Origin of the sequence: Afifella sp. YEN Y35 (assembly GCF_047553465.1) — a bacterium.
Taxonomy (GTDB): Bacteria; Pseudomonadota; Alphaproteobacteria; order Rhizobiales; family Afifellaceae; genus Afifella; species Afifella aestuarii.
In genome coordinates this window covers 3,133,518-3,146,587 of record NZ_CP180203.1, presented here as the reverse complement: position 1 = coordinate 3,146,587, position 13,070 = coordinate 3,133,518, and the positions used below count along the sequence as shown (strand labels likewise).

General features: G+C 66.8%; 6 protein-coding genes. All 6 read right to left on the bottom strand.

What is annotated here, in order from left to right; genetic code table 11:
• Positions 1-3,540 (bottom strand): double-strand break repair helicase AddA, encoded by a 3,540-nt coding sequence (gene addA / locus ACK8CP_RS14955; protein ID WP_414832351.1) that lies wholly within the window; start codon positions 3,538-3,540, stop codon positions 1-3.
• Positions 3,537-6,650, bottom strand: a complete 3,114-nt coding sequence (addB, locus tag ACK8CP_RS14950) for a double-strand break repair protein AddB (RefSeq protein ID WP_414832350.1) — start codon at positions 6,648-6,650, stop codon at positions 3,537-3,539. The genes addA and addB overlap by 4 nt, the downstream gene beginning before the upstream one ends.
• A 4-nt stretch (positions 6,651-6,654) precedes the next feature.
• The gene (locus tag ACK8CP_RS14945; protein WP_205649846.1) at positions 6,655-7,353 is read right to left on the bottom strand and encodes a nucleotidyltransferase family protein; all 699 of its coding nucleotides are present in this window, start codon (positions 7,351-7,353) and stop codon (positions 6,655-6,657) included.
• 41 nt (positions 7,354-7,394) lie between these two features.
• Positions 7,395-8,918, bottom strand: a complete 1,524-nt coding sequence (gene tsaE / locus ACK8CP_RS14940) for a tRNA (adenosine(37)-N6)-threonylcarbamoyltransferase complex ATPase subunit type 1 TsaE (protein WP_414832349.1) — start codon at positions 8,916-8,918, stop codon at positions 7,395-7,397.
• The gene (locus ACK8CP_RS14935; protein ID WP_414832348.1) at positions 8,915-11,386 is read right to left on the bottom strand and encodes an ATP-binding protein; all 2,472 of its coding nucleotides are present in this window, start codon (positions 11,384-11,386) and stop codon (positions 8,915-8,917) included. The genes tsaE and ACK8CP_RS14935 overlap by 4 nt, the downstream gene beginning before the upstream one ends.
• 168 nt (positions 11,387-11,554) lie before the next feature.
• Positions 11,555-12,955, bottom strand: coding sequence for an adenosylhomocysteinase (ahcY, locus tag ACK8CP_RS14930; protein WP_234629959.1), 1,401 nt, complete (start codon positions 12,953-12,955; stop codon positions 11,555-11,557).
• Between the last annotated feature and the right edge of the window lie 115 nt (positions 12,956-13,070).

Sequence of the window (13,070 nt, the reverse complement as noted above, 5' to 3'; positions counted from 1 at the left end):
TCAAGCGAGCGGCGTGCCGGAAGATGGACCGCCATGCGCGATGTCGAGAGGTGCGAGCGCTTCGGCGAGACGCTCGGCGGACACCGGAAAAATGCGCGGACCGGCGGTGAAAACGAGGGCGGCCTGGACCTTCCGCCCGGGATAAAGCGGCCCGAGAAGACGCGCGTAAAGGGCAAGCTGGCGGACCATTCCTTCGTCGACAGCAGCAAGCGAGGCGGGAGGCGACAGGCTCGTCTTGTAATCGGCGAGAAGGACGGCGCTCTCCGTCACCGCCAGGCGGTCGACGCGCCCGCCGACGGCGAACGTCCCGCGTGAGGTCGCGATCTCGCCGACGAGGGAGACCTCCCCGCGGCTCCCCTCTGCGAAGAACCCGGCAAGGTCGGGATGCGCGAGGACGCCTGCAGCCTCCGACAGCGCGGCCGCAACATCTGCGGGCGCGGCCTCCGGCCAGTCCCGCGCGAGAAGCAGCTCCCCGCGCCGTTGCCTTTCATCGGCAGGCCAGTCGGGCATGAACTGCAGAAGCCGGTGGATCGCCCGCCCGCGGCCGGCTGCGGCGCGCATCGCCGCGCTTCGTCCGGCGATGACGGGTGCCGGCGCGCTGTCGGGCGGGTCTTCTTCAGCGAGGGCACTGGAGGGGCGAAGCGGCTGCGGCGGCCGCGGTGCCGGCGCGGCCGGGCGCTCTGCCCATTCCGGTAGGACGCGAGGAGTAACCGAAGGTGTCTCCACCCTCTCTTCGGGTGCGGGCGGCGGGCCGTCGCCCGGTTCCAGCCCAAAGAAGTGCAGGCGCTCGGCGAGCTCGTCGTCGGACGCGTCTTCGGCGTCCCCATCCTTCTCTGCCGCAAGCGCATTCCGGATCGCCGCGTACCAGCCATCCTTGGGTGTGCGATCGCCCCTGATACCCGTGACGTAGAGAACGTCGCGGGCCCGCGTCATCGCCACATAGAGGAGGCGGAAATATTCGTCGCGTGCGGCCTCCGCCTCCTTCGCCTCCACCTCGCGCTGCTGTGGCGTCGCGTCTTCTTTGCTTTGGCGCCAGATGAAGGCGGGATCGTCGTCGTCGCCGATGAAGGCAAGTGCGTCACGGTGCTGGGGTGCCGCAATCTGGCCGCCGGTATCGGCGAGGAAGACGATGTCGGCCTCGAGCCCTTTCGCCCCATGCACGGTCATCACGCGGACGGCATCGGTTGTCTCCGAAAGCTCGCGCTTGATGTCACCGCCGCCTTCACGAAGTGCGGCCGCCAGAGCCTGCAGGCCGGGCGGGGAGACGCGCTCCAGGCTGAGCGTGGCCGAGAGGAAAAGGTCGAGCACGTCGTCCGCCTCGCTCCCCATGCGCGCCCGGAAGGCCTTGCGCGCCCCCTCTGCCTCGACGAGGCGCGTATAGAAGGCGAAGGGCGGCATCTGGTCGGCCATCGCCATCCAATGCCGCAGGCGCTCCGCCGCCTGGCTGTAGCGGGGGTCCTCGCTCGCACGAAGCCGGGAGAACAGGCTCTCTCTGCCGCGGCCGATCGCAAGCGCCATCAGATCGTCGTCGTCGAAACCGAAGAGCGGCGATTTCAGAAGGGCCGCAAGCTGCAGATCATCTTCCGGCAGGAGAACGACATCGGCGAGCGCGAGAAGGTCCTGCACAATGATGTGGTCGGCGAGCGCGATCCGGTCGGCGCCGGCCGTCGGCAGGTTGCGGGCTTTGAGTGCCCGCACCATGGCGCGGGCGAAACTGCCGCGCTTGCGCGTCAGGATCATGATCTCGCCGGCGGAGATCGCCTTGCCGGAGGGAAGCCGCTTCTCTGGGTGAAGCAGGCGCGCGACCTCGTCGGCAATCTCTTCTGCGAGCTTTCGCTCAGATTCCGCAGGCGCGTCGAAGGGCTGCCACCAATCCTCCGGCATTTCGCCCTTCGGCCGGATGATGCGCGGCCAGATTTCGACGCGTCCGGGCACATTCTGCCGATAGGCCTGGTGCCGCTGATAGCCGAGGCGGGTCACCCGTTCGGAGAGCGGCCCGTCGAAGACGGTGTCGACCGCGTCGAGCACGGCCTGCGTGGAGCGGAAGGAGACGCCGAGCGAGACGGCGCGAAACTCCTGCGCGGCGGCCTCGGCGCGGGTTTTGAACTTGCGGCCGAGTTCGGCGAGAAGCCGCGGCTCGGCGCCCTGGAAACCGTAGATCGACTGCTTGTCGTCGCCGACGGCAAAAAGCGTCCGTGGCCGGCGTTCGGCGCTCTCGCCGGCGAAAAATTCCTCCGCCAGCCGCTCGACGATCGCCCAGGCGTCGGGGGAGGTGTCCTGCGCCTCGTCGACGAGAAGATGGCTGATGCCGGCATCGAGCTTGTATTGCACCCAGGCGGCCACGTCCGGTTTCTGCAGGAGGTTGCGCGTGCGCAGGATGAGGTCGGAGAAATCGAGGAAGCCACGCCGCTGCTTCAGGATACGGTAACGCTGCAGGATGGCGCCTCCGATGAGGAGAAGCGCTTCCGTCGCTTCCGCCGTGCGCGCCAGCGACAGACGTTCGCGCAACGGCTGAAGGCGGGCGGCTTCGGCCGAAAAGAGCTCGTCGAGGTCGTCCCGGTTGCGGCGGAAGGCGGCGGAGAAACGCCGGCTCTCGCTGCGGGTGGACCAGCCCTCCGGCTTTGCCGTCAGGAAGAAGGCGGCGCGGAAATCAGCCTCAAGCGGTCCGCCCTCATGGGCGAGGATCGCTTCGAGTGCGCCCCGTGCCCCCTCGTCGGTGCGGTTCGCCGCCTCTGCCGAAAGGGCGTCGCACAGGCTTCGACAATCTCCCGATGCCCACTCCGAGGCCCGGCAGATCTCTGCGCACAGCGCTTCCTCGCTCTCGTCCGCTTCAAGCCCCATCCGGCGCCGGAGATCGGCAATCGCATCGTCGATGTCCTCGGAGGAGGTGTGGGTTTTCCTTGCCGTCCACGCGATCCATCTCTCCAGCCGGTCGCGTTCGGCCACGAGCGCCGCAAGAGCCGCCTCGATGTCCTGATCGGATCGCAGTGTCGCAAGCCGGGTGAAGGCGGTGCCGAGGCGAGAACCGTCCGATTTGGCGGCACGCAGGACGGCCTGCCGGGCTTCGAGGAGCAGCCCCTCGGCGGCCGTTTCGTCCAGCACCTCGAAATGCCCCGGCACGTTCGCCTCGAAGGGGAATTGGTGCAGGATCCGTTCGCAAAAGGCGTGGATCGTCTGAATGTTGAGGCCGCCCGGTGTCTCCAGCGCCTGCGCAAAGAGCCGGCGTGCCCGCGTCAGCGTTTCGGGTCGCGGCGTCTCGCCCTGACTTCTGGCGATCGCTTCCGTCAGCTCTGCGTCCGGGAGCGTCGCCCATTCGCCGAGCATCTTGAAGACGCGGCCCGACATCTCCGCCGCCGCGGCCTTGGTGTAGGTGAGGCAGACGATGGCAGCGGGATCAGCCCCGGCAAGCAGCAGCCGCACGACGCGCTGGGTCAGGACATGCGTCTTGCCGGAACCGGCATTGGCCGCCACCCAGGCAGAGGCGGCGGGATCGGAGGCCTGCCATTGCTGGCGTTCGGTGGGGCTTGCCGGACGCTTCATTCCTCGCCCTCGCCGAGCGACCATTCACCGATGCGGGCAAGATGATCGTAATCGCTGCCGAACTCTCGTTCCGAGCGCGGCACGCGGTTGGAAAGGTAGGGCGTCTCGGCCTGCGCAAAATGCGCAATGAGCGCGATGAGTTTGTCTTCCGTCGCCCGCAGGCATTCCTCCAGGCTGATGCCCGGCTCGCTTTTCGTCGGCTTGCGGAAGCCGCGCGCGTGCACCTGCCCGCCTTCGCCACGGCCGGAGAGATGGTAATAGAGGAGTTCGGCGGTTTCGCCGGACGGCGTGTCTTTGAAGGCGCCGCGCCGCGCCATCAGCGCCTCCAGCGGCAATTGCGGGCTGATCGATAGGACCGCCTTGGCACTCGGCGGCGTGCCGGTCTTGTAATCGATGATGGCAAGCCGCCCGTCATTCAGAAGATCGATGCGGTCGGCCCGACCCGTCAGGCGGAATTCTGGACTGAGGGCCCAGTCGCCCGTCGCTTCCACATGACGTTTCTGGACCTCCGTGCGGCCGCGCTCCTGGGCGAGGAACCAGTCGGCGATGCGTTGAAAGCGCGGCCACCACAGTGCCGCCACTTCCGGCCAATCCTCGTAGGCCGCGAAAGCTTCACGGCCCACTTCTGCAAGGTGCGCCTTTGCCGCCTCGTCATAAGGGCCTGCCGGGCGCTCTTTGATGAAATTCTCCAAAATATCGTGGATCAGCATACCGCGCTCGGCCGCGCCGGCGGGCGAGGCGATCTCCTCGAAGGCGTCGAGGCCCAGCACATATTGTGCGTAGATCGCATAAGGATCGCGGATGAGCGTTTCGATGCGCGTGACGGAAAGCCGTTTCGGGCGGGCGGTGAGCAGCGGTCGCGGCTCTGGCGCGGCAAGGGAAATACTCGTCTCCGGCCGGTCGATAAGGCGGGTCATGCCCAGGATTTCGTCGCCACGTGTCCGCAATGCGTGTGTTGCGCTCTCGCCGGCGCGGGCGGTCAGCCGCTGCAGCCAGCGCGACGGCACCATCGGTTCCGCTCCCTGCCGCAATGCGCGGCTGAGATAGAGCTGCGGATGTCCGAGCGCCTGATAGAAATCATGAGCCGAGAGGCCGAGCCGGCGTTCGGGTGGATCGAGACCGATCGAGGCCGCCATCAGCCGCGACAGGAACGGGTCGCTTTGCGAGGGGCGCGGCCAGACACCTTCGTTGAGGCCGCCGAGAATGGCGACGTCGACATTCTGCAAACGGGCTTCGAGCGCACCCCAGATATGTACGCGCGGATCGTTGCCGCCGCGCCGGCGCACCCGAACATCGCCTATCAGCGCCTCGAACAGCGCTGGATAATCGCCGTAAAAAAGCTCCGGACCCTCGGGTGCGGCCTCTGTCAGCGCGTCGAGGCGCGCGGCCATGGCCTCGCCCGCCTCGTCCTGCCAGAGCTCGCCAGGGCCGCTCTCCTCGTCGCGTCCGATGGCTGTGAGCGCCGCCACATGCGCCCCAAGGAGAGTTGAGAGGGGAGCCTCTCGCGGCACCTCCAGCATGGGCTGAAGCGCAGTCAGAAGCTCGGCGAGCAGCGCCTCTGCTTCGTCCCAATCGCGCTCTTCGAGCCCGTTGAGGGCTGCGCTCCGTGCCTCCTTCGCCAGCCACTCGGCACGGCGTTTCTGGAAGGCGCGTTGAAGCGGCTCCAGCCCTTCGGCAAGGACGGGGCCGCGCAGCACGGCGCGTTCCAGGACACGGGCGGCGTGCCGCACGCGCCCTGCCGGCCAGCCGAAGCGGGCGAGCGGGTGTTTGAGGAGTGCGAGAAGCGGGATCGCGGCCGCACCGCGCCAGGCCACCTCCGCGACGAGCCGCGCCAGGATGCCGGGCGGGGTCAGCGACAGCGGCATGCCGCCGGAATCGTCGACGCGGATCTGCCAGCGTTCCAGCATGGCGGAGACGCGGCGGGCGAGCGCCCTGTCAGGCGTGATGAGGGCGGCGGCCTGCCCGTCTTCGACGGCCCGGCGCAGGACGAGCGCGGCGGCCAACGCTTCCTCGCGCTCTTCGGCGGCCTCGATCAGCGCGACGTTGTCGAGTGCGTCCGCGAGAGCCTCCGGTGCGGGCACCGTCTCCGCCCAGATATCCGTGGTGGCGGCCGGTCTGAGCGCGTCGGAGACAAAGCGCATGCGCCGGCCGAGGCCGGCGGGGGCGGATGCGAGCGGGATCACCGCGTCACGCGCGCAGCCGAGGCTTTCAAGCAGCTTCTTCAGCCCGAACTGCGGATGACCGGCATCGGCAGGGTCGCTGCGCGCATCGCCGATCGCCTCCCATCCAGCGACGTCGAGCTCCTGATCGAGACCCGGCAGCACCACCGCGCCGTTCGGCAGGCGGGCAATGACGGCCAGGAGCTCCGCCGTTGCCGGCACGGAGCCGGTGGAGCCGGCGGCAATCACCGGGCCTTTCGATCCCTGCTCGGCGAGACGGCGCGCCTCTGCCCGCAGAAGGAGGTCGCGCTGCGCACCCGGATCGGCGAGGCCGCGCTCGCTCAAGATCGAAGGCCAGGCGTCTGAGACGATCGTCAGGAATTCCTGGGTGATCTGCCAGTAGCGGGCGAGGTCGTCCGGCGCGAGCTGGCCGAGTGCCTGCCAGCGCTCCGGCGCAAGGCCGACATCGTCGAGAAGGGTTGCGAGTGAGGCGGCGAGGCGCGCGGCATCGGCGGGCGATGCCGGGATGAGCGACGGCTCGTCGCCAAGACCCGCCTTCTGCCGCGCGATCGCGCCCGACCAGCCGAGCACGAGCCGCGTCAAAATCAATTGCCGCGAAAGCGGCGCCATCACCGGGCGGGACAGATCCTCCGCATCAAGCCCGTCGAGCGCGCTGAGCGGTTCGTCTTCGTCGAGATCGCCGAGCGTGCGGATCTTCGGCAGGATGATGCCGGCACGGCTGCGGGCGAGGAAGCTGCCGCGGATGGCGCGGGCGGCGCGTCGCGTCGGCAGATAAAGCGTGAGGTCGGCGAGTGCCAGTGGGTCGTCGAAGCCCCCCACGCCCGGAAGACGCCCGTCATAGAGCGCCTCCACCAGCTCATCGAGAAAGGCGACACCGGCAGGCAGTGTGAAAACGTTGGGATGGTCCTGCGTGCCGGTGCTCGTCGTCATCGCTTCAGGCGGCGCTCTCCAGAATGGCCATTTCGGCGGCTTTGACGGCGTCCGGGTTTTCCACGTTGATCCACAGACCGTCGAGCTGCACCCCGAAAAGCCGACCTTCTTCGAGGGCGCGATCGAAAAGCGCGTTGAGAGAGAAAACCTCTCCCGGCGGGTCGCGGAAGAGACGGGGCGACAGGATCGCAGCACCTGCATAGGCGAACGGCGCCACGGTGCGCTCGGCCCGCCGCGTCAGGCGACCGTCCTTGCCGAGCATGAAATCGCCGGTGCCCGAATAGCCGGCCGAGGCGACGGTCGAAGCGAGAAGGAGAAGCCCGTCCATCTCATCGTCGTTCCAGCCGCTGATCAGCCAATCGAGATTGGGCCGCACGCCTTCGAGCCAGAAGGAATCGCAATTGCGCAGGAGAAATGGGCCCTCGCCCAGAAGCGGCAGCGCCTTGAGGCAGCCGCCGCCCGTATCGAGGAGCTTCGCGCGCTCGTCGGAGACGATGGTCTTGGGCGCGCGCCGGCGTCCGAGATGCGCCTCAACGAGGTCCGCCATGTAATGGACGTTGACGACGGCCTTCTCGATGCCGGCAGCCGCGAGGCCGTCAAGGCAATGGTCGATGAGAGCCTTGCCCGCGACCTCGATCAGAGGTTTGGGCGTGGTGGTGGAAAGCGGGCGCATACGCCGGCCATAGCCAGCGGACAACACCATGGCGGTGGAGAGAACGGCCAAGTGCGGCAACTCCGAAACGATCAGAGATAGGGGTCATAGCATCGGCGAAGCTCCGACAGAACCGGCCTCTCGAGGCTGCGACGGAGCCGCGCGCGGATGCGCGGGATATGGCTGCGATAGGCCGGCTTGCCCTCGTGTGCAAGCCGCGCGAAGGCCCCGAGCACTTTCGTAGCACGTTGTGCGCCGAGAATGGCGCAGGCATCGCGGAAGGGCGCCTCGTCGAAGGCGGGATCGGCGGCACGGCGGCCTCTGATATAGCGCGCGACGAGGGCTTCTTCCTCCGCCTCGTCGATGTCGACGCGCACATCCTGTGCGAGTGATGCGACATCATAGGCGGGATCGCCAAAAAGCGCGTCCTGGAAATCGATGACACCGACCTGGTCGGTTCCCTCAGCCCCTTCGCGCCAGATGATGTTCGGCGAATGATAATCGCGCAGCACGATCACCCGTTCACGGCCGGCAAGCCTGTCGAAAAGCGCGCGCCAGAGCGCCAGAAACTCATCGCGCGCCGCGTCGCTCATCTCCGGTCCCGCCTCGCGCCCGGCGAAATGCTCGGCGAAGAGGGCCGTCTCGATGAGAAGCGCCTCGGTGTCGTAGGGCGGCAAATCGGGTGCGCGGATGCCGCGAGATGCCGAGGAGTCCGCAGAGACCTCGCAAAGATGCAGGCGCAGGAGAAGATCGACCGCAGCTTCGTAGCGTTCGATGATCGGCCGGCGGTCGGCCGTGATGATCGGCTCGCTGCCGAAATCTTCCACCAGAAGCAGCCCGTCGCTCACATCCTGCGCCAGGACCTGCGGCACCCGCACGCCGCGCTCGGCAAGGAGCGAGCCGACATTGAGGAAGGCCGAGAGGTCGCGCGCGCGATGCGCCACCGCGTCGTAACTCTTGCCCTGCCAGACCGCCGGTCCCTCGGGCCGGGCGGGGGCATTCATCAAGATCGCCTCGGCACCGTCGACGATGCGCTCGTAGCTGCGCCCGGAGGCATCGCCGAGGATTGGAGTGCGCGTGGCGCCGGCCCGTCCCGAGCGATCGAGAAATCGGCGGATCGCGAAGCTGCGTGTGAGCCGTTCGCCCCAGTCGCCACCGGCGACGACCACAACGTCGCGCCCTTCGGCCGCGAGCTCAAACGTGAGATTGGCGGCCTCCGGCCAGGCGAGGTCGCCGAGCTCCGGCCATTCGGCGAGAAGCACGGTGTCGTCTGCAAGGTCAAAAAGCCCGATCTCCTCCGCCTCGTCGGGGTCACCCAGCCGGTAAAGATCGGCATGCACGACCGGAAAGCGTGCGAAGGGATAATCGATGCGCAGCGGGAAGGTGGGGCTCGGCACTTCGAAGGTGGGATCGCCCGCGAGGCTGCGAATGAAGGCGCGCGCGAAACTCGTCTTGCCGCTGCCGAGATCGCCCGACAGGAGGATGCGATCGCCAGGTCTTGCGGCGGCCGCAAAATCTTCCGCCAGCCGGTTCGTCGCCTCCTCGTCGGCAAGGTGCAGCCTGAAGCTCGGCGCCGTTTCCGCCTCTTTCAGCTCGATCGCGCCCCCGTCGGTCATTCGGCGGCTTCTTGAGCCTTGCTGATATCGGCAGGGAGCCGCACCCAGCTCGTGGTGCCTTCACCGGGTTCGGAATCGATGGCGATGTCGCCTTGATGCAGCTCGACGAGCCGCTTGACGATCGACAGGCCGAGGCCGGCGCCGCGCCGGCCGCCTTCAGGTGCCGTGCCTTCGAAGGGTTCGAAAACGTCGTCGCGGATTTCCGGCGGGATGCCCGGGCCCTGGTCGCGCACCACGAAGACGACCGAACCGTCCTGACGCTGTGCGCGGATTTCCACCCGGCTTCCCGGCGGCGAGAAATTGATGGCGTTGGAGAGGAGGTTGTAGAGGATCTGGCGCACGCGCGACGCGTCGGCGCGAAAATGCCCAAGCGTCTCGTCGGCCTGGATGAACAGGTCGATGTCCTTCTCCTCGATGCGGTCGCGCACGCCGACGACGGCGCCGTGCACGACTTCGCTGATGTCCACCTCGTCGATCTCGAGCTCCATGATGCCGGCATCGACGGTGGCGAGATCGAGGATGTTGTTGATGAGGACGAGGAGCGAATCTGAGGATTGCGCGATGTGGTCCATATATTCGCGCTGCTGGGCGTTGAGTTCGCCCGCCGCGCCGGCGGCCAGGATCTGCGCAAAGCCGATGATGGAGGTGAGGGGTGAACGCAGCTCGTAGGAGACGTGCTGGATGAAATCGGATTTGAGCCGGTCCGTTTCCTCAAGCAGCCGGTTGCGCTCTTCCAGGAAGCGATGCGCCTCGGCCTTCTCCGTCACGTCGGCGAAGGTGAGGAGCGTCATACCCTGCGGCAGCGGCACGGTGGAATATTCGATGATGGAGCCGTTGCGCCGCTCCATCCGCCCCGCGAGGCTCTCGGCCGCCTCCATCCGCGTGATGGCATTGGAGATCTTGGTCCAGGCGCCCTGTTCGGGAAAGAACAGCATCCAATGCCCGATGAGGGTCGAGATATGCGGCTCTTCCTTGAGGAAATCGGGCGACAGCTGCCACATCTCGGCAAGCACCGGATTGTAGAGCCTCAACCTTCCGTCCGATCCGAAGACGCCCACCGCTTCCGAAAGGTGGTCGAGCGTCTCCCCCTGCATGCGCGACAGGGCGTTGACCCGGCTTTCCAGGGACAGGCGCTCGGTGACGTTCTCGTAGATATAGGTGAAGCCGCCCTGCTGGTTGGGCGTGGCGATCATGCGGAAGGAGCGCCGGTCCGGCAGGTGCCACATCTCTTCGCGCGGCTGCGGATCGGCGTAATGTTCAAGATGCTGGCGCCGCCATTCGCGGTAATTCGCCTGTTCCGGCAGGCGCCGTTCGGCCCGAATCTGGTCGAGAAGGACGCCCTCTTCGGTGCCGGTCGCGAGAAAGCGCGCCGGCAGGTCCCACAGAGCCCGGAAGGCGGCATTGGCGAATTGCAGCCGCGCCTCGCCGTCGAAGACGGCAATCGCCGTCGAAAGCTGGTCGAGGAGGCGGGAGTTGACCTCGATGTTCTGCTTGAGCTCCTGGCGCGCGGTCTCGACTTCCGTCACGTCGATGGCAAGGCCGATCGTGCCGTTCTCGACCTTGATGTCGAAGATCTCCATCTGCTTTTCGGCACCGGCAATCTCGACCGGGGCCACCGCATGGTAATGGGCCCCGTCGCGATGCGCCTCGCGCACGGCGCCGCGCGTTGCCGGCTCCAGCAATTCCGTGCCGCGTGTCGTCACCATGGTGAGATCGGGTGCGCCCACGGCCTGAACGTAGGCGGAATTCGCCCAGCTGAGCCGCCCGTGCTGATTGCGGCGCCACAGCGGGAAGGGCAGCGCCTCGGCGAGGCTGCGCAGCGCCGTCATCTCGGCGATGACGACGCCGGCCTGTTCTTTCAATTCGGCGAACGAGCGGCGCTCGCCGGTCAGCTCGCGCAGGCGCAAAATGACGCGGGGGCCGCTGGTACGCCCGTTCGCCTCCAGGAAGCAGTCGGTCTGCGTGCGCAGCGAGAGATGGAAGGCTTCTCCCGTCTCCCAGAGCTGATCGAGAGCCCATTGCAGCTCTTCGGCACTGCGCGGTTCGAGCCAGGAGAAGAAATCGAGAAAGAGCTCGCCGGAGGTCGGCGCGCCGACATGGCTCGGCAACGTCCCATGTACGTCCGCGGCGGCGTCGGGACGGCTCCAGCACAGGGTCTTCTGGTCGTCACTGGCAAGGAGCGCTTCGGAGCGATCGAGCGCCTGCTTGAGCCGGGCGATCTGCTGTTGTGCGGCGGCGAGGCCGTTGTCGCGGTCGCGCCGCAACAAGAGCGACAACGCAATCGTGGCCGCGCCGGCGAAGCCCGCGGTAATGGCGAGCCAGAGGATCTGGGAAAAACCCGTCCCTTCCCCGAAAAGCGGATGGGCGAACGCACTGTCGGCGGAAAAGGCGAAGAGGGCGGCGGTCGCGACGCCGGGGATGAGCCTGCCCGAAGCTCGAATCGCTCTGTGCCGGGCCTGCCGGTTCAATATCGTCTCCGCCACGTCTGCTTGATACCGGGTGACCGCCCCGGCATTCACACCCGAATCGTACCTTACCCGCTTCGCCGAAAGTCGGAAAGGTTACCGCGAGTTAATAAACATTCGGGCCGGCCGCTGGGGAGCGGCCGGCCCGATGAAGCGCTTCGCTGAAACGAATCAGTAGCGGTAATGGTCGGCCTTGAACGGCCCTTCCGGCGAGACGCCGATATAGTCCGCCTGGTCCGGCCGCAGTTTGGTCAGCGTGATGTTGAGCTTCTTGAGGTGCAGAGACGCAACCTTTTCGTCCAGATGCTTGGGCAGCACGTAGACCTGGTTCTCGTACTTTTCCGACTTCGTCCACAGCTCGATTTGCGCCAGCACCTGGTTGGTGAACGAGGCGGACATGACGAAGCTCGGATGGCCGGTGGCGTTGCCGAGATTGAGGAGGCGCCCCTGCGACAAGAGGATCATCCGCTTGCCGTCCGGGAACTGAACCATGTCGACCTGCGGCTTGATATTGGTCCATGTCAGGTTGCGCAGTGCGCTGACCTGAATTTCGTTGTCGAAGTGACCGATATTGCCGACGATCGCCATGTCCTTCATGGCGCGCATGTGGTCGAGCGTGATGACGTCCTTGTTGCCCGTGGCGGTGACGAAGATGTCGGCCTCCGGGGCCGCCTCTTCGAGCGTGACGACCTCAAAGCCGTCCATCGCCGCCTGCAGGGCGCAGATCGGGTCGACTTCCGTGACCTTCACCCGGGCGCCGGCGCCCCTGAGCGACTGCGCCGAGCCCTTGCCGACATCGCCGTAACCGCAGACGAGAGCGACCTTGCCGGCCATCATCACGTCGGTGGCGCGACGGATGCCGTCGACGAGCGATTCGCGGCAGCCGTATTTGTTGTCGAATTTCGACTTCGTGACGCTGTCGTTGACGTTGAAGGCCGGGAACGGAAGAAGGCCCTTCCGCTGCAGGTCGTAGAGGCGCATGACGCCCGTCGTGGTCTCTTCCGAGACGCCGCGGATGGCGCTCCGCACCTTCACGAACCACTCGGGGTCCTTCTCCAGCCGGCGCTTGATCACCGCATAGAGCGCCTCTTCCTCTTCGTTCTGAGGGTCGGAGATGAGGGACGGGTCGTTCTTGGCGCGCGCGCCGAGGAGGATGAGAAGCGTCGCGTCGCCGCCGTCGTCGAGGATCATGTTGGCGGTTTCGCCGTTCGGCCACTCGAAGATGCGGTCGGCGTAATCCCAGTATTCGGGAAGCGTCTCGCCCTTGATCGCATAGACCGGGATGCCGGCAGCGGCGATGGCGGCGGCCGCATGGTCCTGGGTCGAATAGATGTTGCACGAGGCCCAGCGCACTTCCGCGCCGAGAGCGACCAGCGTCTCGATGAGGACGGCCGTCTGGATCGTCATATGCAGCGAGCCGGCGATGCGCGCGCCCTTGAGGGGCTTCGATTCGCCGAACTCCTCCCGCAGCGCCATGAGGCCCGGCATTTCGGTCTCGGCGATTTCGATTTCCTTGCGGCCCCAATCGGCCAGCGAAAGATCTTTGACGATGAAATCTTCGTTCTGGGACATGCGGTTCTCGGCTTGTGGAAGATCAGTTGCTTGGCGCGCGGTTACCATGGTGGGCAGAGGCCAGCAAGTCGCGGCCGCGGCCTCTGTCGAGCGCCAGTTGACGATAGGGAACCTG

Excerpts from the sequence above, each read along its gene's own strand:
- addB (WP_414832350.1), bottom strand. The coding sequence starts at position 6,650 with ATGACGACGAGCACCGGCACGCAGGACCATCCCAACGTTTTCACACTG.
- ahcY (WP_234629959.1), bottom strand. The coding sequence starts at position 12,955 with ATGTCCCAGAACGAAGATTTCATCGTCAAAGATCTTTCGCTGGCCGAT.
- tsaE (WP_414832349.1), bottom strand. The coding sequence starts at position 8,918 with ATGACCGACGGGGGCGCGATCGAGCTGAAAGAGGCGGAAACGGCGCCG.
- addA (WP_414832351.1), bottom strand. The coding sequence starts at position 3,540 with ATGAAGCGTCCGGCAAGCCCCACCGAACGCCAGCAATGGCAGGCCTCC.
- ACK8CP_RS14945 (WP_205649846.1), bottom strand. The coding sequence starts at position 7,353 with ATGGTGTTGTCCGCTGGCTATGGCCGGCGTATGCGCCCGCTTTCCACC.